Source organism: uncultured Sphingomonas sp., assembly GCF_913776855.1.
Lineage (GTDB): Bacteria > Pseudomonadota > Alphaproteobacteria > Sphingomonadales > Sphingomonadaceae > Sphingomonas.
In genome coordinates, this window is record NZ_CAJYQD010000035.1 from 1 (window position 1) to 21,228 (window position 21,228).

General features: G+C 65.5%; 18 protein-coding genes and 1 pseudogene. 6 read left to right on the forward strand and 13 right to left on the reverse strand.

The window, feature by feature from the left end:
* The 4 genes and pseudogenes from QZ755_RS10815 to QZ755_RS10830 all read right to left on the reverse strand — a co-directional run.
* Positions 1-731 (reverse strand): annotated as a pseudogene (locus QZ755_RS10815) (fumarylacetoacetate hydrolase); the annotation flags it as partial.
* A gap of 12 nt (positions 732-743) precedes the next feature.
* A complete protein-coding gene (locus QZ755_RS10820) occupies positions 744-2,522 on the reverse strand; it encodes an IlvD/Edd family dehydratase (RefSeq protein ID WP_294322695.1) in 1,779 nt (592 codons plus the stop codon).
* A 59-nt stretch (positions 2,523-2,581) separates the two neighbouring features.
* Positions 2,582-3,991 carry a sugar porter family MFS transporter gene (locus QZ755_RS10825; RefSeq protein WP_294322771.1) on the reverse strand — a complete coding sequence of 470 codons (1,410 nt, stop codon included), beginning with the start codon at positions 3,989-3,991 and terminating at the stop codon, positions 2,582-2,584.
* A 134-nt stretch (positions 3,992-4,125) separates the two neighbouring features.
* Entirely contained in the window at positions 4,126-5,181 is a 1,056-nt protein-coding gene (locus QZ755_RS10830; RefSeq protein WP_294322697.1) for a LacI family DNA-binding transcriptional regulator, read from the reverse strand.
* 158 nt (positions 5,182-5,339) lie between these two features.
* Here QZ755_RS10830 and QZ755_RS10835 point away from each other — a divergent pair, with 158 nt between their 5' ends.
* Entirely contained in the window at positions 5,340-7,748 is a 2,409-nt protein-coding gene (locus QZ755_RS10835; RefSeq protein WP_366509174.1) for a glycoside hydrolase family 3 N-terminal domain-containing protein, read from the forward strand.
* Positions 7,749-8,805: 1,057 nt separating this feature from the next.
* On the opposite strand, the gene QZ755_RS10840 is transcribed toward QZ755_RS10835, so the two are convergent.
* The 5 genes from QZ755_RS10840 to QZ755_RS10860 form a co-directional block, all read right to left on the reverse strand.
* Positions 8,806-9,177 carry a tetratricopeptide repeat protein gene (locus tag QZ755_RS10840; protein ID WP_294322698.1) on the reverse strand — a complete coding sequence of 124 codons (372 nt, stop codon included), beginning with the start codon at positions 9,175-9,177 and terminating at the stop codon, positions 8,806-8,808.
* A 149-nt stretch (positions 9,178-9,326) separates the two neighbouring features.
* Positions 9,327-9,755 (reverse strand): biopolymer transporter ExbD, encoded by a 429-nt coding sequence (locus tag QZ755_RS10845; RefSeq protein WP_294322699.1) that lies wholly within the window; start codon positions 9,753-9,755, stop codon positions 9,327-9,329.
* 12 nt (positions 9,756-9,767) lie between these two features.
* A complete protein-coding gene (locus QZ755_RS10850) occupies positions 9,768-10,253 on the reverse strand; it encodes a biopolymer transporter ExbD (RefSeq protein WP_294322701.1) in 486 nt (161 codons plus the stop codon).
* Positions 10,254-10,328: 75 nt separating this feature from the next.
* Positions 10,329-11,123, reverse strand: coding sequence for a MotA/TolQ/ExbB proton channel family protein (locus QZ755_RS10855; RefSeq protein WP_294322703.1), 795 nt, complete (start codon positions 11,121-11,123; stop codon positions 10,329-10,331).
* 85 nt (positions 11,124-11,208) lie between these two features.
* A complete protein-coding gene (locus QZ755_RS10860; RefSeq protein ID WP_294322705.1) occupies positions 11,209-11,901 on the reverse strand; it encodes an energy transducer TonB in 693 nt (230 codons plus the stop codon).
* 223 nt (positions 11,902-12,124) lie between these two features.
* Here QZ755_RS10860 and QZ755_RS10865 point away from each other — a divergent pair, with 223 nt between their 5' ends.
* Positions 12,125-12,985: a hypothetical protein gene (locus tag QZ755_RS10865; protein WP_294322707.1), complete on the forward strand. Its 861-nt coding sequence runs from the start codon at positions 12,125-12,127 to the stop codon at positions 12,983-12,985.
* An 8-nt stretch (positions 12,986-12,993) separates the two neighbouring features.
* Here the strand turns inward: QZ755_RS10865 and QZ755_RS10870 are convergent, their stop codons facing one another.
* Positions 12,994-13,743 carry an SDR family oxidoreductase gene (locus QZ755_RS10870; RefSeq protein ID WP_294322709.1) on the reverse strand — a complete coding sequence of 250 codons (750 nt, stop codon included), beginning with the start codon at positions 13,741-13,743 and terminating at the stop codon, positions 12,994-12,996.
* Positions 13,740-14,111, reverse strand: coding sequence for a dihydroneopterin aldolase (locus QZ755_RS10875; protein WP_055784047.1), 372 nt, complete (start codon positions 14,109-14,111; stop codon positions 13,740-13,742). Before QZ755_RS10875 ends, QZ755_RS10870 begins: the two co-directional genes overlap by 4 nt.
* 129 nt (positions 14,112-14,240) lie before the next feature.
* Here QZ755_RS10875 and QZ755_RS10880 point away from each other — a divergent pair, with 129 nt between their 5' ends.
* From QZ755_RS10880 to QZ755_RS10895, 4 genes are read left to right on the forward strand one after another with little or no spacing between them, the layout of a single operon-like run.
* Positions 14,241-14,750 carry an N-acetyltransferase gene (locus QZ755_RS10880; protein WP_294322712.1) on the forward strand — a complete coding sequence of 170 codons (510 nt, stop codon included), beginning with the start codon at positions 14,241-14,243 and terminating at the stop codon, positions 14,748-14,750.
* Between the two features lie 41 nt (positions 14,751-14,791).
* Positions 14,792-15,355, forward strand: a complete 564-nt coding sequence (locus QZ755_RS10885; RefSeq protein WP_294322714.1) for a DUF1285 domain-containing protein — start codon at positions 14,792-14,794, stop codon at positions 15,353-15,355.
* Positions 15,352-15,942 (forward strand): CoA pyrophosphatase, encoded by a 591-nt coding sequence (locus tag QZ755_RS10890; RefSeq protein WP_294322716.1) that lies wholly within the window; start codon positions 15,352-15,354, stop codon positions 15,940-15,942. The genes QZ755_RS10885 and QZ755_RS10890 overlap by 4 nt, the downstream gene beginning before the upstream one ends.
* Positions 15,943-15,974: 32 nt before the next feature.
* A complete protein-coding gene (locus tag QZ755_RS10895; protein WP_294322776.1) occupies positions 15,975-17,141 on the forward strand; it encodes a CCA tRNA nucleotidyltransferase in 1,167 nt (388 codons plus the stop codon).
* On the opposite strand, the gene QZ755_RS10900 is transcribed toward QZ755_RS10895, so the two are convergent.
* Both QZ755_RS10900 and parC read right to left on the reverse strand, forming a co-directional pair.
* Complete coding sequence (locus QZ755_RS10900) at positions 17,111-18,865, reverse strand: EAL domain-containing protein (RefSeq protein WP_294322718.1); 1,755 nt, start codon at positions 18,863-18,865, stop codon at positions 17,111-17,113. The two genes, QZ755_RS10895 and QZ755_RS10900, sit on opposite strands and share 31 nt — an antisense overlap.
* Positions 18,866-18,919: 54 nt before the next feature.
* The gene (gene parC, locus QZ755_RS10905) at positions 18,920-21,172 is read right to left on the reverse strand and encodes a DNA topoisomerase IV subunit A (protein WP_294322720.1); all 2,253 of its coding nucleotides are present in this window, start codon (positions 21,170-21,172) and stop codon (positions 18,920-18,922) included.
* Between the last annotated feature and the right edge of the window lie 56 nt (positions 21,173-21,228).

Consider the following 21,228-nt stretch of genomic DNA (forward strand, 5'->3'; position numbering starts at 1 on the left):
GAACAGGACGCGTTATTGTCCTTCGCCTTGCCCAGCAGCAGTGCCGATCGCCCTTCGAAATCGCGCAGGTTGACGTCGTTGCCTAATGTCGCGCCCACTGCCTTGCCCTGGGCATCGACCAGCAGCACCACCTCCGGCTCCGGGTTGTTCCACGTCGAATCGGACCGCACGCCGACGTCCGCGCCCCAGCCCACCGTCGACAGCACAGGCGATTTGGTGAAGATTTCCGCATCGGGGCCGATCGCGACCTCCAGATATTGCGACCACATTCCCGCCTCGATCAGCGCGGCCTTCAGCTCGGCCGCTTCGTTCGAACCGGGCTTCACCGAACGAATGCCACCACCGATGCGCGCTTCGAGGTCGCCGCGAATGCCCTGTGCCGCATCGGCATCGCCACGTGCGCGTTCCTCGATCACGCGTTCCAGCGCAGACACGGCAAAGGTCACGCCTGCCGCCTTCACGCATTGCAGGTCGATCGGCGACAGGATCGGCGGATGCTCGCCCGCCGGATCGGCCAGCGCCGCCACGGCGCAGACGACCGGACCATCGAGCGTCGCCACATCGCTGCGTTCCAGCAGGTCGGCGACGGTGGCAGCATGGGCCGACACGTCGATGACCTTGCCGCCCTTCAGCACGACCGGTGTCGGGCCGTCGGCCAGTTGCATCCGGCCGACCAGCAGCGCCTTGTCGTGATCCGCCGGCAGCATCCGCGCGGCATGTTCGGTCTTCATGTCCACCACCCCTTAGTGATTGTGGCGCGGCGTCGTTTCCGACGTCCGGCGATATTTGAGCGCGAGATCGAGGACGCCGCCGTCACCCAGCTGGCCGACCTTCTCACGATAGATTTCTTCCCACGGCGTCTGGCTGGCCGGGACCGGCGGGATGCCCTCTCCCTTGCGCCGTGCGATTTCCGCGTCGTCCACCAGCATGTCGCAGCGACCATGGTTCAGGTCGATGCGAATCATGTCGCCAGTGCGCAGCCATGCCAGCCCTCCGCCGACCGCGCTTTCGGGTGACGCGTTCAGGATCGACGGGCTGTCCGACGTCCCCGACTGCCGCCCGTCGCCGATCGTCGGCAGGCTCTGAATCCCCCGCTGTAGAAGCGCCACGGGCGGCTGCATGTTGGTGACTTCGGCCGATCCGGGCCAGCCGATCACACCCGCGCCGCGAATGACGAGGATGCAATTCTCGTCGATGTCGAGCGCCGGATCGTCGATGCGGTGGTGATAATCGTCCGACCCGTCGAACACGATCGCGCGCCCTTCGAAACAGCCTTCGTTGCCCGGCTGCGACAGGTAGCGTGTCCGGAAGTCGGGACCGATCACGCTGGTCTTCATGATCGCGACGTCGAACAGATTGCCCGACAGCACCAGAAAGCCGGCCTGGTCCTTCAGCGGCTGATCGTACGGCCGGATGACCTCACGATCCGTCGCGACGCGGTTGGCGACATTTTCGCCCAGAGTCTTGCCGGTGACGGTGGCGACGCTCCCATCGACCTTGCCCACCGCAATCAGCTCGCTCAGCACCGCCGGCACGCCGCCAGCACGGTGGAACCGTTCGCCAAGGAACCGTCCGGCCGGCTGCACATCGACCAGCAGCGGCAGTTCATACCCATAGTCCATCCAGTCGGACGGCTTGAGTTCGACATCGGCGTGGCGCGCCATCGCGTGCAGATGCGGGTGCGCGTTCGACGATCCGCCGATCGCGGTGATCAGCGCGATGGCGTTCAGGAACGACTGGCGCGTCAGAATCTTCGACGGTCGCAGGTCGTCATACGCCATCTCGACGATGCGCCTGCCGGTCTCATAGGCAATCTGCCCTCGCTCACGATACGCTGCCGGGATCGCCGCGCAGCCCGGCAGCGACATGCCCAGCCCCTCGGCAATCGCGTTCATGGTCGATGCGGTGCCCATGGTGTTGCAATGTCCGGCCGATGGCGCCGAAGCGGTCGCCGCCTCCAGAAACTCTTCCTCGGTGATCTCGCCCGCCGCCAGCTTGCGCCGCGACCGCCAGATCACCGTGCCCGACCCGACCAGATCGCCGTCGTGCCAGCCATCGAGCATCGGCCCGCCCGACAGCACGATGGCCGGAATATCGACCGTCGACGCCGCCATCAGCGCCGAGGGCGTCGTCTTGTCGCAACCGGTGGTCAGCACCACCGCATCGATGGGGTAGCCGTTCAATATCTCGACCAGCCCCAGATAGGCGAGGTTCCGGTCGATCGCCGCGGTCGGCCGCCGGCAATTCTCGAAGATCGGATGGGTTGGAAATTCCATCGGAATTCCGCCCGCCGCCTCGATCCCCGCCTTCACGCGCTTGACCGTTTCCAGGTGGATGCGGTTGCACGGCGTCAAGTCCGATCCCGACTGGGCGATGCCGATGATCGGACGCCCGCTGGTCAGTTCCTTGGGCGTGATGCCATAGTTCATGAACCGTTCGAGATAGAGCGCGGCCATGTCGAGACGGCCGGGCGCGGCAAACCATTCGCGCGAACGAAACGGGCGGGCGGGAGTGCGGGTCATCTTGTCCACTCGATCATGAAGAAAAAGCCCCGCCCGTCGTGAAACGGGCGGGGGCAAGGTCAGCCCTGCATGTCCTCCAGCTCCTTGCCCTTCGTCTCATGAATGAACTTCTGGACGAGGAAGAAGCTGATGACCGCGCAGGCACCATAGAAGCTGTAAGTGATCGTCAGGCCTAGCCCGGCAGCCATCACCGGGAAGCTCTGCGCGATCAGGTAATTGGCGAACCACTGAGCAAAGCCGCAGATCGCCAGCGCCGATCCGCGCATCTGGTTCGGGAACATCTCGCCCAGCATGACCCACATGATCGGGCCCCAGCTGACATTGAAAAATACGACGTAGAGGTTCGCCGCCCACAACGCGAGCGTGCCGAGTTCAGCCGACAGCTGCAGCTTGCCCGCCGCATCCAGCGTGCCGTTGTGGAAGCAATAGACCAGCGCCCACAGCGTCACCGCCATGCCGGCCGATCCGATCAGCAACAGCGGCTTACGCCCGATCTTGTCGACCAGCGCAATGGTCACGAAGCACGCCGCGATCGACACGACACCCGACAGGATGTTGATCTGCAGCGACTGATCTTCGGTGAAACCGGCCAGCTGCCACAACGTCGCACCGTAATAGAAAATAACGTTGATGCCGACCAGCTGCTGGAACACCGCCAGCACCAGCCCGGCCCACACGATCGGACGAATGCCGCCCTTCACCGGATCAAGAATGTCGCGCAGTGCCGGACGATGGTCCTTGCTGAACGATGCCTCGATGTCGCGGATCTTGATCGCGGCGGCGGCAGGTCCGAATAACCGGGTCAACACGATGCGCGCCTCGTCGAGCCGCCCCTTCTGCACGAGATAGCGCGGGCTCTCAGGAATGAAGAGCAGCGCAACCAGGAACACGGCGGCCGGAATGGCCTGCATCCAGTACATCCAGCGCCACGCTTCATACCCGCCCCACCAGATCGAGGTGGAAGCACCGGCCGCTGCGGCAAGGTAATAGTTCACGACGAACGCGGCGGTCAGGCCGGTGATGATCATGATCTGCTGGATCGTGGTCATCCGCCCACGAATGTTCGCAGGCGCGACTTCGGAGATATAGGCGGGCGACAATACCGACGCCGCGCCGACCGCCATGCCGCCCATGAACCGCGCGACGACGAATAGCAGCTGGACATGGCTGAACCCCTGGACCAGCGCACCGATCAGGAACAGCACCGCCGCCAGCATCATCACCTTGCGGCGGCCCATCGCATCGGCCAGCTTGCCGGCCAGAAACGCACCGACGAAACACCCGATCAGCAGCGAGCCGACCGTAAAGCCCAGCCCAGCTTCGCTCAGGCCGAATGCGGTCTTCAGGCCCTCCTGGGTCCCGTTCACCGCACCGCTGTCATATCCGAACAGCAAACCGCCGATCGTCGCCACCGCGACGATGGCGATGACAAGCGCGATATTCACGCGCTCCCCGCCCGCCTCTGTCATCCCCATCCACTCCCAAGCTCACTGCCGTACTGGACGACGTGTTAGCGGTAACGGTGGCGAATAATTATGATAATTGCAAGCGTCGCGATCAAACTGTCGCATGGATTACGGTCAACGGCACCCACCTGTCCGAATCAATGCGGTGCAGGCCCCGAGGATTCGCGCACGACCAATTCGTGTTCCAGCACCCGGTCCTCGTTTTCGCCATCGTCGATGCCCGCGCGCCGGTCACGTATTTGGGCGAGCAGCATCTCCACCGCCGCCTCTGCCATCGCTGCAATCGGCTGACGGATGGTGGTGATTTCCGGCCATGTCGTGGTCGCCAGCGAGGTATCGTCGAACCCGACGATGCTGACATCCTGCGACACGTGCAATCCGCGCCGATGCGCCACACTGATCGCCGCTGCCGCCATATCGTCATTGCTGGCAAAGATCGCGGTTGGCCGGTCGGACCGATCGATCAGCCTTTCCGCCGCATCGATACCCGATCGATAGGTGAACAGGCCCTGTTCGACTGGCATCGCCGCGACCGGCAAGCCGGCCGCTTCGATCGCAGCGACGAAGCCGCGCCAGCGCTCCCCGCTTGCCCCGTTGTTCGGATTGCCGCGAACGAAGCCGATGCGACGGTGGCCAAGGCCGATCAAATGCTCGGTCATCGCCTTGGCCGCCGCGAAATCGTCGATTCGCACCGACGCTCGCCCCGGCTGCGCCATGCCGACCGCCACCGCCACCGATGGCGTCCCCGCCGCGTCCAGTTCGTCCTGCACCAACGGAGCATCCGACAGCGGCGGAGGCAGGATGACCCCCTGCACCGGCGTCGAGGCGAAGCGCCGCGCACCCTCTGCCTGCGCCTCCGGGCTGTCGCCGTCGCACGGCTCCAGCACCAGGTGGCAACCCACCTTGCGCGCCCCTTCCAGCGCACCGATCAGGAAGTGCGACAGATACGCCATCGAAGGATTGGCATAGAGCAGGCCGATCTGCGCCGCTTCTCCGGCCGCGAGGCTGCGCGCGGCACTGTTGGGCGAATAGTTCAGCTGCTCGATCGCCGCCGACACCGCCTCGCGCGTCGACTGGCGGACATTGGCGCCGCCATTGACGACTCGGGATACGGTCATCGCTGAAACGCCGGCAGTTCGCGCGACGTCCTGTATCGTGACGCTACCACCACTGCGGCGACTAGGTTTATCCATGAAAAACGGTGGCTCCTTCGCAATGCTGATTATGGCGCGGCAACGCCGATTGCAAATCGCGACGATCGGTTGACGCATCGCGGTCAGCCCGATAGCTGATAGCGCTACCAATTACGGTGACGGCGCTGCCGGACGCCGAATGTCATGGGAGAGAGATCGTGACCCTAGCGTCCAAGCCCGTTCGCCTTGCGCTCGCCTGCCTGCTGGCGACTGCCGCCACCGGTACCGTCATCGCACAATCGCGCCCTGCCCGTCCGACTGCTGCCGAAAAGATGCTGTACAAAGACGCGTCGCAACCGGTTCCGGCGCGGGTCGAGGATCTGCTGCGGCGCATGACGCTGGAGGAAAAGGTCGCCCAGATGATTGGCGTCTGGGAAAAGAAGGGCGATATCCAGGACGCTCAGGGTAATTTTTCGGCGGCCAAGGCCAGTCGCGCCTTTCCCAACGGGCTCGGCCAGATCACCCGCCCATCGGACAAGCGCGGGGTGACCGTCAGCAACAACGCCGCCGGTGTCGCCGCGGACGCGGTCAACCGCACCGCACAGGAAACCGCCGACTATATCAACGCCGCACAGCGTTGGGCGGTGGAGAAGACCCGGCTCGGCATCCCGATGATCATGCATGAAGAGGCGCTGCACGGCTATGTCGCGCGCGGCGCGACCAGCTTCCCGCAATCGATCGCGCTCGCCTCGTCATGGGACCCGGCCTTGGTCGAGCGTGTCTTCGGCGTGGCGGCGCGCGAAATGCGGGCGCGCGGTGCCAATCTGGCGCTGGCCCCCGTCGTCGACGTCGCCCGCGACCCGCGCTGGGGCCGGATCGAGGAAACCTATGGCGAGGACCCCTATCTGGTCGGCGAAATGGGCCTTGCCGCGATCCGTGGATTCCAGGGCACGACCCTGCCGCTTGGCGCCAACAAAGTCATGGTCACGCTCAAGCACATGACCGGCCATGGGCAGCCGGAAAACGGCACCAATGTCGGCCCGGCCAACATCTCCGAACGCACCCTGCGCGAGAATTTCTTTCCGCCGTTCGAGCGTGCGGTGAAGGAACTGCCGGTCCAGGCGGTGATGGCATCGTATAACGAAATCGACGGCATCCCAAGCCATGCGAACAAATGGCTGCTCGACGACGTATTGCGCCGCGAATGGGGCTATAAGGGATCGGTCGTCAGCGACTATTTCGCGATCAGAGAACTCAACACCCGCCACAAGCTGTACGGCAACGACATGGCCGCTGCCGGCCGCCGCGCGCTAGACGCCGGGGTCGATATGGAGCTGCCCGATGCGGAAGGCTGGTCGACCCTCGCGCAGATGGTGAAGTCGGGCCAGGTGCCGCAGGCACAGGTCGACAACGCCGTCCGCCGCATCCTGACCATGAAATTCCAGATGGGGCTGTTCGAAAACCCCTATGTCGACGCCCGCACCGCCGAAGCGAAGACCGCGACGCCGGACGCGATCGCCCTGGCCCGCGAAGCTGCCGTGCGATCGATGGTGCTGCTCAAGAACCAGAACAACCTGCTGCCGCTCGATCCGTCCAGGGTCGGCAAGATGCTGGTCGTCGGCACGCACGCCCGCGACACCCCGATCGGCGGCTATTCGGACGTGCCCAAGCATGTCGTCAGCGTGCTGGAGGGGATGCAACAGGCCGCACACGGCCGGTTCTCGGTCGACTATGCCGAAGGTGTCCGCCTGACCCGCAGCCGCCAATGGGCCGCCGACAAGGTGGAACTGGTCCCGGCAGCCGAAAACGCTCCGCTGATCGAGGAAGCCGTGCGCAAGGCGGCGCAGGCCGACACGATCCTGCTGGTGCTGGGCCAGAACGAACAGCTGAGCCGCGAGGCTTGGGCCGACAACCATCTGGGCGACCGACAGAAGCTCGACCTGATCGGCGAACAGAACGAACTGGCGCGCCGCCTGTTCGCGACCGGCAAGCCGGTGGTCGTCGTGCTGTTGAACGGCGGTCCGCTGGCGGCGACCTATATCGACGCGACCGCACCGGCAATTCTGGAGGGCTGGTATCTTGGTCAGGAAACCGGCCATGCCGTCGCCGATGTCGTACTGGGCCGCGCCTATCCGGGCGGCAAGCTGCCGGTATCGGTGCCGCGCAGCGAGGGCCAGCTGCCGATCTTCTACAATCACAAGCCGACGTCGCGGCGCGGTTACCTTTTCGACAGCACGGCACCGCTCTATCCGTTCGGCTACGGCCTGTCCTACACCAGCTTTACCATAGGCGCACCGCGTCTTGCCAAGGGCACGATCGGCCGCGACGAAACCGTTCGCGTGTCGGTCGACGTCGCCAACGCCGGCCGCCGCACCGGTGACGAGGTCGTCCAGCTCTATGTCCGCGACGACGAAGCGACGGTGACCCGCCCGGTCCTCGAACTGAAGCATTTCCAGCGCGTGACGTTGCAGCCCGGCGAACGCCGGACGGTGACGTTCGACCTGAAGCCGAGCGATCTCGCCTTCTGGAACGTCGAGATGCACCGGGTCGTCGAACCCGGTACCTTTACCATCAGCGCCGGCAACAGTTCGACGCAGTTGAAGGCTACGACCCTGACCGTACGCTGACCGGCGATACGGGCCGGTACGTCGATGCTTCATGACGTACCGGCCATCGGACCAGACTGTCAGGCTGCCGCGCCAGTCTTTCGGTGCGTGTGCGTGCATGCTCGGCAATGGCGGTAAATCTGTAGCGCGGGGACCTTGGCCGAAGGGCAGTTCTGGGTTCGGCGTCCTAAGTCATGATCGCAAGGTCCGGTCCGGCGCGCGCAACGCGCCTGCTAACGGCACGAAGCCATCTGCAACGACACGGCCTCGGGACACTATGCTGTCAGCCGCCCGTTCCCGGTTCGATCTACCACAGATGCAAATAACCGGAACGCCGATCCTGCGGACGAAGGAGAGCGGGGCGGTTGGCTGTTCCGCACATAACGGCACCCTGTGCGGTGGATGCCGTACCGGCAGAATTGCCGCGTAGCCGGTTACGTTACAGCAGAAGGGGCACGACTGTTCCTGGCTGCTTCGTTGGCGAGGGTCGTCACCAACCGCACCAACGCGAACCCGTCTTGTTGAGCGCTTCCACTGCTACCCCGGCCAAAATTCAACTGCCCGGAACTGGACATGCCGCTTCAAGGCACTCGTTTCCCTGAGAACCCAATCGCTGGCGAGCTTCCGTCGACCTTCCATCAAACAGTGCCACCACAGCGTATTCGCCGCGTGGACTGGGACTGGGGATGATTCCGCCCACAACGCACGCCAGGCGCCAATGCCCCCAACCCGGCCCGCTCCTTTGAGCTGAGGTAACGCGAAACTGACGGCAGCTCGTCGATCCGACATGTGTCAGCCGACTTTGAGGTCCTAACCGAACACCAGCGGGGCTTTAGGTAGCGGCAGAACGACGTTCGTAGTTGCGCCCTGCCAAAGCCTAATCCGGGATTCGGTTGGCAAGCAACCGGATTGCGCTATCGAATCGTATCCGGATCGCCCGAAGTAACGAACACGCCGGCGTGGTCGATCAGACGACCTCTCGTCACGGGCACGTCAGCTTGGAAATGCGGGGAACTGGACTAAACCCGACAGATCCGGACGCCGTCGATGGCCATACCGGATCGATCGGGAAGTCGGATCAGCGAGCAGTCAACTGCAGCGCGCCGGGTTGCTCGAGCAAACGCAATCCGCGACGCGCGACGTCGTGGGAGTTGGCGACCTGCGACGACGACATGAGCAGCGACGCATTCTTGCTATCCAGTACACGCTCATACAGGTCCCGCGCTTCGGCCGGCCGCTGCGTCATCACATAGACGGCGGCAAGATTGAGAAGAACTTCCGGCTCGCGGCTTCCGGCACGGGTCTCGCGCTCCAGCGTGCGTCCAGCGGAAGACAGGTTGCCGGCCGTAATCGCGGCATGGGCATATTGTGCATCCTGGGCGTTCGCGCTGGAGGCGATCCCCATCACCGCCAGCGCCGAGCCAAGCAGTGCAACGGTTCCGATTCGCATGACATCATCTCCTGTTTGTTACATCGTGATGACATCAATGTTTCATTTTAAAGACGGTTGCACAAGCGATCTGACCGGCTTCAGACACAAAAAAGGGCGACCCGAAGGCCGCCCCTGATCGCCGTTGTTCCGGCCGGGCAAATCGCGGGTCAGAAGTCGCCGCGATACTGCTCGTTACCGACGAAGCCGAGCTTCGTCACATTGGCGCGCTTGACGATCGCCAGCACCCCGTCGACCACTTCATACCGCGCAGTCGCGTCGGGCTGGAAGTGAAGTTCCGGCTGCGGGCTCATCGCCACGGTCTGATCCAGATACTGGGTCAGCGTGACCTCATCGACCGGCGAGCCGTTCCAGAAGGTCTGGCCCTGTGCGTTGATCGAGATCTTGTTCTTCTGCGGGTCGATGTTGTTCTGCGGCCGATTGTCTGGCTGCGGAAGGTCGACCTTCACCGCGTGGCTCTGGATCGGAATGGTGATGATGAACATGATCAGCAGCACGAGCAGCACGTCGATCAACGGCGTCGTGTTCATGTCCATCATCGGTTCGTCGTCTGCGCGACCGCCGCCACTCATTGCCATGTCAGGCTACTCCTATTGACGCGTGCGCGGCGTGGTGTTCGGGTCCGGTTCGGAAATGAACCCGACCTTGGTGAACCCGGCCGACTGCATCGTGTAGATCGTGCCGCCGATGCAACGATACGGCGTGTTCACGTCGCCGCGAATATGCACTTCCGGCAATTCGAGGTTCGGGTTGCCGATGCCACCCTGGCGGGCGACTTCGTCTTCCAGCTTCTTGACCGCGCGGGTGCGCAGTTCGTCTGCCGTTACCCGAGTCAGACCCCAATATACCGCGCACTGGCCATCGAGGCCCTGCACCGACAACGAGACGTTTTCCGGCTTGGTCGTCGTCGGTTCGAACACGACCTTCGGGACCTTTAGGCCGCTCACCTGCTGGACCACGACCGGAACCGCGATCAGGAAGATGATCAGCAGCACGAGCATGACGTCAACGAGCGGCGTGGTATTGATGTCCGAGAGGGGGGCTTCATCGCCGCCGTCGCCAACACTCATCGCCATGAGGCTATCCTATCCACTTCTACTCAATCGAACCGCCGGACCCGATCACGGACCCGGCGGTAGTGCGCCGTCAGATCAGGCGCGCGGTGCGGTCGGCACGCCACCGGCCTGACCGGCGGTGGTGCTGCCGACTGCCGGCTTGGCAACCGGGGCCGGGCCACGAGCGGCGATGGTCGGACGAACCGCGCCGTTCGACGCGAGATAGCCCAGCACGTCGTTCGAGAACGACGACAGGTCCTTCTGGATCGACTTGTTGCGGCTCTGCAGCCAGTTGTAGGCAAGCACGGCGGGAACCGCGACGACCAGACCGATGGCGGTCATGATGAGCGCTTCACCGACCGGACCGGCGACGTCACCGATGGCGGCCTGACCGGCGGCACCGATCTTCACCAGCGCGCGGTAGATGCCGACCACGGTACCGAACAGACCGACGAACGGCGAGGTAGCGCCGACGGTCGCTAGGAACGGCAGGCCGCTGTTCAGCTTCGAGTTGATCGCCGATTCCGAACGGGCGAGCGAACCGTGGAGCCAGTCATGCGCTTCGACCGGATCGGTCAGCTTGCCATGCTGTTCCTGTGCGGCGAGGCCGTCGTCGACGATCTGACGATAGGCCGAGTTCTTGTCGAGCTTGGCAGCGCCTTCACGGAGCGAGTTCGACTGCCAGAACGAGGCACGGACGCGCTTCGCCTGGTTCATGATCTTCTGCTGTTCGAACAGCTTGGTGAACAGGATGTAGAACGAGCCGACCGACATGATGACGAGAATGACCAGCGTGCTGATCGCGATCGCGCCGCCCTGCTGCAGTGCCTCGTAGAAGCCGAAGTTCGGAGCCCCGGCGGGCGCACCGGCGGCAAGGATGGGGGTGAGCATCGAATAGTTTCCTTAGAGCTGATATGTTCTGGAAGAATATTGCCCCGGACGGCCCCGCGACCCGGAAGTCGCGAGGTACCCGGTCTTACCGATCTGCCGGCAGCTGCCAGCGAACGCGACGCGACGAACTCGACCGGATCGCATTGCCGGCCTGATCGAGCGCCGGGCTGTACCGGCCGCGACGAGTGATCGCGGAGCAGGCAGCGCGATCAAGCGCAGCCGAACCGGACGATGACGTCACGCGGCAGTTTTCGACACGACCCTGCGTGTTGATGTCCCAAGCGATTGCCGTCACGCCTTCGTCGCCGCTGTTCAGCGCGCTGGGCGGATAGTCGTCGTTGGTGATCCACTGCGCAGGATCGCCCTTTGCCCCCGCGGCCTTGCTGACCACGGGCGCCGGCGGCGCGGGAGGCGCGACCGGAGCCGGCGGTGCGGGCGGGCCGGCGGTCGGAATCGGCGCATAGGTCGGCGGCGGCGTCGTCACCGACTGCATCACCACAGGCGGCGGGGCCTGCGTGCGAACGATCGGCGGCGGCGTCACGACCGGCGGCGGCGACTGCGGCTGCGGCTGCTCGGGCGGTGGCGGGGGAGGAGGAATCTCCTCGGGCGGGGGCGGCGGTTCCTCGACGTCGAATGTCTCGGTGTCTTCGACCGCCTTCTTCACATATTTATAGGCAAGGCCGGAAATGAACGCATACCCGATCAGCACGTGGAGCAACCCCACGATGATCAGCGCGACGATCCGGCCACTACCTGCTTTTTGGTCAGCGTAAGCCATTCAGCAACCAAACTCCTCTAGCCCGGTACATTGGATCGATCCGTCCGGCGAAAACCGGCACGCAACGACCGCGTGTCCGGGGCTACGCGGCATTCCGGACCGCGATTGTCTATCGCGGCCTTTTAAACGACGCAAACGCTTTGTCGGACGAAACATTCGTACAATCGCCCCATGACCGAAATAAGTCTGTAACCACGGTTTTCCGGGGGGTAAGAGCGAGTGCATGAAACGCACTCCGCTCGCTACCGCAGCAATATCGCTTTGCATAGTCGCATGTTCGCCGGTTCTGGCCGGTCAGGGCGGGCCGGTTTCTGTTACCGCTACCGCCGATTCGACCCCGATCGCCTATGCCCGCCTCGCCCGGCTCGCGCTGGACAGCGACATCGTGCTGGACGCGACGATTCGCTCGGTCGCCCGGATCGCACCTGACGAGGCGCCCGGCCTCGCCGCCGGCCATGTCCGGTTCTACGTCACGGCCGATGTCGGCGCGCTGATTCGGGCGAACGGCCCCCTGCCCGCCAGGATCGGTTACCTGGTCGACGTGCCGTTCGACCCGCGCGGCCGTGCGCCCAACCTGAAGCGGCAGCGTGTCGTCGCCTTTGCCCGCGCGGTGGCTGGGCGTCCCGATCAGGTACAATTGGTCACGCCCGACGCACAGTTCGCCTGGGCACCCACGCTGGACCAGCGGGTGCGCGACGTGGTGCGCGACGTCATCGCCCCCGACGCGCCGCCCGCGATCACCGGCATCGGCAACGCCTTTCACGTCCCCGGCACCCTGCCCGGCGAGGGCGAGACGCAGATTTTCCTGCAGACGACCAATGGCGCGCCGGTGTCGCTCCTGATCCTGCGCCGTCCGGGGGAGCAGCGCCGCTGGGCCTTGTCGCTGGGCGACATCATCGATGAAGCGGGCGGCGCGCCCAAGCCCGATACGCTGGCATGGTATCGACTGGCCTGCGGCTTGCCCGCGACGCTGCCCGAGACGAGCCTGCAGTCGCAGGACGCCGACAATGCCGCGATCGCCCGCGACGATTTCGCGTTCGTTCGCGAATCGCTCGGTCGCTGCGACGACGGTCGGGACGGCTGACCCCGCCTTCAGCGCGCCAGATGGACGAAATCCCGTTCGAACCAGACCAGCCCGGCCCCGCCATCGACATAGAGTATCTGCCCGGTCGAGGCGCCGGCCCGAGCCAAGAACAGGACCGCGTCGGCAACCTGATCGACCGTCGGCAGCCGGTCGAGCGGCATCAGCGCCGCAAGCCGCTCGACCTGTTCGGGGCTGTAGTCGTCGGTCGCCAGCGTCAGCCCCGGAGCGACGCCATTGACCCGGACGCGCGGCGCCAGGGCCAGCGCAAGCGTCCGCGTCGCCTCCCCCAACGCCTGTTTCGACAAGGTATAGGCAAGCTGGTCGCGATGAGGGTGGGCGATACGCTGGTCGAGGATGTTGACCACCGCACTTCCCCCCTGTTCGGCCAGCGCGGTTGCCAGCACGAACGGCGCGGCGGCATTCACCGCGAAATGCGCGGCCAGTGAATCGACCGTCGGATAGCTTGCATCGTCCGCTCGAAAACAGGACGCATTGTTAACCAGCAGGTCGACCCGCCGTCCGAACCGCGCTGATACCGCCGCGATCAGCCCGCCGGCCGCCTCACCATCGGCCAGATCGGCTGCGAACACGTAATGTTTCGCCCCCGCCGCCGCGATCGCCGCGACGACCCCTGTCTCCGGCTCGCCCGGATGCGATGCATGGAGGGCGACATCATGGCCGGCCTGTGCCAGCCGCACGGCGATATGGCCGCCCAGCCGCCGGAAGCTGCCAGTGATCAGCGCCAGCGGGCGGCTCACCGCCGATGCCGGACCATGGTGACGCCGATCGATTCGCCCGCTTCGGCGATGGCCAGCTTCACGATGCGGATCTTCACCCGTTGCACGCGCGGATCGGACAGGAACAGCGTGTCGACGATATGGTCGGCAACACCTTCGATCAGGGTAAAATGGACCCCTTGCGGCAGTGACGTGGTAGCCGCTTCCTTCAAGTCCATATAGCTTTTCGATGCCGACAGCGGCGTATCGGGCGTGAAGCGTTCGGGGCAATCGAGGTCGACCGTCATCGAAATGCGCAGCGGCTGCGGCAGATGGGTTTCCTCGGAATAAATGCCGGTCAGGACATTCACTTCGACATCATGGACTTCAAGCTGAAGCGAATCGCGCAAGCGGCACCTGTCATCATGTGGGAATATGCGCGCGATAGCAGAAGGGCGCGAGCGCGTAAGCCGCCCGGTAATCTTCGCTTGTGCCCGGCCGATGCGACGGTACAGGCGCGTCCAGCATCCGTTTGTCGAATGGACCGAATATTGCCCGACCTGTTGCCCCTGGCCACCGTTCCCGTCGCCGATGTCGAGGCATTGCTCGACGCCGCGTTCGGTCCCGAGCGGCGCGGACGAACGGCCTATCGCGTGCGAGCCGGGCTATCGGTGATCGACGCGCTTAGCTTTGCGCGGGTCGAGGACGATCGGTTGATCGGCTGTATCCAGTGCTGGCCGGTGCAACTCGATGGCGACGATGGCCGGGTGTTGCCGCTGGTCATGGTCGGCCCGGTGGCGGTCGCACCCGACAGGCAGGGATTGGGGATCGGCCACGCGCTGATGCAGCGGGCGATCGCGACGGCGGGCGACGACGCACCGCTGATGCTGGTCGGCGATGCGCCCTATTATCAGCGCTTCGGCTTCACCGCCGAGCGGACCGGCGGGTGGCGGCTGCCCGGTCCCTATGACCAGGCGCGGCTGCTGTCGCGTGGGACGGTGCCGCTGCGGTCGGGCATTCTCGCCCCCCGGATCGCGCTGGCGGCCTGAACCCCTTGTCGCAGGCGGGCAGAGCGAGCTAACGGATTTCCATGCCCATGCAGCCTCCTGCCGATTTCGCTTCACTGTCGCTTGCCGAGGTGGCGCGCCTTGCCGCCGAGGCGAAGTTGCCGCCCGTCGAGCGCTGGAACCCGACCCATTGCGGCGACAGCGAGATGCGGATCGCCGCCGATGGCAGCTGGTTTCACCAAGGCAGCCCGATCGCGCATGCAGAGATGGTCCGGCTGTTCGCAACGATCCTGCGGCGCGAACCTGACGGCTCGCACGTGCTGGTGACCCCGGTCGAAAAGCTGTCGATCGCGGTCGATGACGCACCGTTCGTCGCGGTCGAGGCGAAGCTGTCGGGTGACGGCGATCAGGGCCGCATCGCCTTTCGCCTCAATACCGATGAAATGGCGGTGGCCGATGCCGACCATCCGATCCGGATCGAGGGGACGGTGGATACCCCCCGCCCCTATCTGCGGGTCCGGGGCGGCATGGATGCGCTGATTGCACGGACGGTCTTCTACGAACTGGTCGAACAGCTGGTCGCCGGGCCGGATGGGCGGCGCGGATTGTGGAGCGAGGGCGCGTTCTTCCCGTTCGAGCCGGCATGACGCTGGCGGAGCGGTTGCGGGCGCGGCTCGCGGCCCCCGCCGGACCGTTGCTGGTGGGGGACCTGAACGGCGAGGCACCGATGCCCGCGACGGGATGGCGTCCGGCGGCGGTGCTGATCGCGGTGACCGATCGGACGGAACCGGGTGTATTGCTGACCCAGCGGACCGGTGACCTGCGCACCCATGCGGGGCAGGTGGCGTTTCCCGGCGGCAGCATCGACGCGCAGGATACCGGGCCAGTCGGCGCGGCGCTGCGCGAGGCGGCCGAGGAGATCGCGCTGCCTGGTGACACGGCAGAGGTCGTGGCGACGCTCGACCGCTATCACACGGTGACCGGGTTCGAAGTGACGCCGGTCCTGGCGACCGTGCCCGCCGACCTGCCGCTGACCCCCCATCCGCGGGAGGTCGATGCGATCTTCGAAGTGCCGCTTGCCTTCCTGCTTGACCCTGCGAACCACGGGCGTGGCAGCCGGTGGCACGACGGGCGGGAGCGACAATTTTACGAACTGATCTTTGGCGAACGGCGCATCTGGGGTGCGACCGCCGCGATGATCGTCAATCTGGCGCAAAGACTTACATGGCCGTGACCGAACCTGCCACTCTTCCCCCCGCCGACTGGATGACGCGGCCCGGCCTCGACCGGCTCGCCGAGGCGCTGGGCGCCGACGCGGGGGCCGCACGCTATGTCGGCGGAGCGGTACGCGACACGTTGCTCGGCATTCCCGTCGCCGACATCGACGTCGCGACGATCCACCCCCCGCAGGAGGTCGTCCGCCGGTTGCAGGCGGCGGGGATCAAGGCGGTGCCGACCGGCATCGCGCATGGCACGGTCACCGCGGTCGCCGAAGGCACGGTGGTCGAGGTGACAACGCTGCGCCGGGATGTCGCCACCGATGGCCGCCATGCCGAGGTCGCGTTCACCGACGATTGGCAGGCGGATGCGGCACGCCGCGATTTCACGATGAACGCGCTGTATGCCGATATGGCCAGCCACCGGCTGTACGACCATTTCGGCGGGATCACCGACCTGCGCGCCGGCCGCATCCGCTTCATCGGTGATCCGCTGCGCCGTATCGCCGAGGATCATCTGCGTATCCTGCGCTTCTTCCGCTTCCTGGCACGGTTCGGCAACGCGCCGGACGAAGCGGGGCTGGCGGCGTGCGTCGCACGGGCCAACGACCTGATGGCGCTGTCGCGCGAGCGGATCGCCGACGAACTGCTAAAGCTTCTGGTCGCGCGCGACGCCATCGGCGTCCTGCGGCTTATGATCGATCATGCCATATGGCAGCCGGTCCTGCCGGAGTTCGACGCCGCCGGCATCGATCGCCTCGCCGCGCTGGTCGACGGGGAAACGGCGGCGGCCATCGCGCCGGACCCGATCCGCCGCCTCGCCGCACTGCTCGACGCCGGCAACGCGGAAGGGGTCACCGCCCGGCTGAAATTGTCCAATGCCCAGCGCAAGCGGGTCGGCGTCGCGCTCGGCGATGCGACGGGTAGCCCGCTGGCACTCGGCTATCGCCTTGGCATTGAGGGCGCGATCGACCGGCTGCTGCTGGGCGGCGATCCGGCGGCGGCGGCGACCGTCGCCGGCTGGACGCGGCCCAGCCTGCCGCTGTCGGGCGGTGCGCTGGTCGAACGCGGCCTTGCGCGTGGCCCCGATGTGGCGCGCGCGCTGCGACAGGTCGAGGACAGGTGGATCGCCGAGGGCTTTCCCGATGCGGAACGAACGGCGGCGATCGCCGACGACGTGGTGGCTCAGGCGTTGCGCGCGACCAGCAAGGCGTAGGCCGCGTCGGCGTCGATCGGACTCGAGTAGAAATATCCCTGGCCAAAGGCGCAGCCGAGCGCGACCAGCGTATGTTCCAGCTCCTGCGTCTCGATCCCCTCCGCCGTCGTGCGCAGGCCCAGCGCCTGGGCAAGGCTCAATATCGCACGGACGATCGCCACCTTGTCCCGATCGGCGAGCATTCCGGTGATGAAGCTGCGATCGATCTTCAGCTTGTCGATCGGCAGTTTCTGCAGATAGGCGAGGTTGGAATAACCGGTGCCGAAATCGTCCATCGCGATCTGCGCGCCCATGTCCTTCAGCGCCAGCATCGTACACAGCGTCCGATCCGGATCGACCACGAACGCGCTTTCGGTCAGTTCGATGGTGAAGCGATCGCCCGAAAGGCCATGCTGCGCCAGCATCTCGGCGAACATCGCCTCGACATTGTCGCGCTGCAACTGCACCGCCGACAGGTTGACCGCCATCCGCGCGCCGCAATCGCCGCCGGCCATACGATCCCACCGTTCCAGCGTCCGCCCCGCCTCTTCCATTGCCCAGCGACCAAGCGGCACGATCAGGCCGGATTCCTCGGCAACCGGGATGAAATCGACCGGTGAGATATTCTCTCCGTCCGGCGTGCGCCACCGCGCGAGTGCCTCGAAACTGCTGATCCGGCCGTTGGACAGGTCGCAGATAGGCTGGAACGCCAGATGGAGCTGTCCATCCTCCAATGCATGACGCAGCCGGGTCTCGATCGAGAACTGGCTGCGTACGATGTCGAACAGGTGCGGGCGATAGACCTCGGTCTGGCCGGTGCGTTTCGATCGCCTCACCGCGAACTGCGCGTGGCGGATGACGTCCTCCGCCTCCGCCTCGGCATCCTCGCCCAGTGCGATGCCGATCGAACATTCAACGCGGATATTGAAATCGGACAGCTGAAACGGCTGGACCAGGGCCTGTTGCAACCGCGTCGCTGCCTGCAACGCATCGTCGGCCCCGTCGCGCAGGCCAAGCAGTACCGCGAATTCGTCGCCGCCCGTCCGGGCCAGCACGTCGCAACTGCGCAACACGCCCTTCAACCGGCGGGCGACCGAAATCAGCAGTTCGTCACCCGAAAGCGACCCCATGCAGGCGTTGACTCGGCTGAACCGGTCGAGGTTGATCGCCAGCACCGCATAGCGCGCACGGTCGCCATCCGCGACCTGTTCCTCGACCAGATCGCCGAAGCCGGTGCGATTCGGCAGGCCCGTCAGCGAATCGGTATTCATTTCGCGACGCAGGCTGGTTTCAGTGCGCTGTTCCGGCGTCTGGTCGACCAGCGACATCATGCAGCGCGGGATTCCGATCGATTCCTGCCGCCGGGCAAGCGTCACGTCATAATGGCGACTATCGACCGCATCGCCCAGCTGCAGCGCCAGCCGTCGCCGGGTATCGCCGGACAGCAGAAACGCCAGCATCTGATCGCCGATTTCCTGCAGCAACGCCGCCTGGCCATCGACGCCGGTGAATCCGGCGGCACGAAAGGCGATATTGACCGACTCGAACACGACCTGCCCTGCCTTCTCCGAAACGATGGCCGTCGGCAGCGGCAACAGGTCGAGGACGGCTTCGAGCGGATCGGCGGCGGGCGGGGTGCAGATCGGCGGAACATCGACGCGCAACAGCCGCTGCCCCTGCACCTGCACGGGGAGCGGGGAAGACTGCGACTTGAACGCCGAGAATATCTGCCTGCCGAACGCCATTGCAATTGCTATGACCGACGGAGGTTAAAAGCTTCTGAAACCGGCGCCGCTCAATCAGAAACGATTGTCGCGCGGAAAACCGTTGGGCGGCATCCGGCCGGCCGCCCCGCGCGCGGCGCGCCATGGCGACAGGTCGCTTTCGGTGCGCATTCGCCCGGTTTCGCCCCCCATCGTCCAGTGCAGGCCGTCCGCGAACCGCAACGTCCGCGCATCGGACAGGCCGCCGTCGCGGAACCGTTGCAGCTGCACCCCCTGCCCGCGCGCCATTTCCGCCAGTTCGGCGAGCGGGAACAGCACCAGCTTGCGATTGTCGCCGATCGACGCGACATAATCGTCGTCGGCTGCGATCGGCCGGACGACCTTCATCTTAGCTCCCGGACGCGGTGCCATCACCTGCTTGCCCTTGCGCGTTTCCGCCAGCACATCGGCGACCCGCACCATGAAACCGCGCCCGTCGGTCGCCGCCAGCAACAGCCGTTCGGACGCCGCCGCCCGCGCCAGTCCGACGATCCGCGCCTCCCCGTCTAGGTCGATCATCGCCCGGACCGGTTCGCCAAAGCCGCGCCCGCCCGGCAGCTTGTCGGCCCCCAGCGTGTAGAAGCGTCCGCCATCGGTCGCGAGCAGCAGCTTGTCGGTGGTGTGGGCGTGGAACGCAAAGGCGGGGCCATCCCCCTCCTTGAACCGCGCGGTATCGGCCGATGCCAGGTCGACATGGCCTTTCAGTGCCCGCACCCAGCCGCGCTGCGACAGGATGACAGTCAGCGGCTCCCGCTCGATCATCGCCTCCGCCGGAATTTCACGCGCAGGTGCCGCTTCCTCGACCATGGTACGCCGCGCCCCAAGCGGCGTGTCGTGACCATAGCGGTCGCGCATCTTCGTCAGATCGCGCTTCATCCGCGTCCGCTGCCGTGCGTCGCTCGACAGCAGCAGCGTCAGTTCGGCCTGCTCCTTTTCCAGCTTCGCCCGCTCGCCGCGGATTTCCATTTCCTCCAGCTTGCGTAGCGAACGCAGCCGCATGTTGAGGATGGCTTCGGCCTGTCGATCGGTCAGCGAGAATTCCGCGATCAGCACCGGTTTCGGCTCGTCCTCGGTCCGGATGATCGCGATCACCCGGTCGAGGTTCAGATAGGCCGCGAGATAGCCGTCGAGCAGTTCGATCCGGTCGGCGATCTTCGCCAGCCGGTGTTCGCTACGCCGGCGCAACACGACGAACTGGTGGTCGACCCACGCCTTCAACGCCTCGCGTAGCGGCATGACCCGCGGGGTTCGGTCCTTGTCCAGCACGTTCAGGTTCAGGGGAACGCGCGTTTCGAGGTCGGTCAGCCGGAACAGCCCGTCCATCAGCACCTGCGGGTCGACGGTGCGGCTGCGCGGTTCGAGGACGATGCGGATTTCGGCATCCGATTCGTCGCGGACGTCGGTCAGGATCGGCAGCTTCTTGTCGTTGATAAGCGCGGCGATCTGCTCGATCAGCTTGCCCTTCTGCACGCCATACGGGATCTGGGTGATGACGATCTGCCAGCCGCCGCCCTTCTCCCGCTCGATCTCGTGCCGCGCGCGCACGCGGAAGCCGCCGCGTCCGGTCGCATAGGCTTCGCGGATCGCGGCGGGCGGATCGACGACGATGCCGCCGGTCGGAAAGTCGGGACCGCGGACATGCGCCAGCACCGCCGCGTCTTCGGCCTCCGGCTGATCGACCAGCACGATCGCCGCGTCGAACAGTTCGGCGGCGTTGTGCGGCGGCACGCTCGTCGCCATGCCGACCGCGATGCCGCTGGCGCCATTGGCCAGCAGGTTGGGGAACATGCCGGGGAACAGCTCCGGCTCCTGCTCCTCGCCGTTATAGGTCGGGCGGAAATCGGTCGCGTCCTCGTCGAGACCCGCCATCAGATCGATCGCGACCTGGGTCAGCCGCGCCTCGGTATAGCGATAGGCCGCAGCGTTATCGCCATCGATATTGCCGAAATTGCCCTGCCCGTCGACCAGCGGATAGCGCAGCGCGAAATCCTGCGCCAGGCGGACCATCGCGTCATAGACCGACTGGTCGCCATGCGGGTGATATTTGCCGATCACGTCGCCCACGACGCGCGCGCATTTCTTATACCCCGACGCCGGGTCGAGCTTTAGCAGCCGCATCGCCCACAACAGGCGACGATGCACCGGCTTCAACCCGTCGCGGACATCGGGCAGCGACCGCGCGGTGATCGTCGACAGCGCATAGACGAGGTATCGTTCGGACAGCGCGCTGTCGAACGGTGCATCGAACACGCCGATCGGCGTTACAGGGTCGGTCAGATCACTTGCCATCGCATCTGCGATAGCAGGGGAAAGCGCCCCCCGCGAGGGGCGAAATGGAACGAACC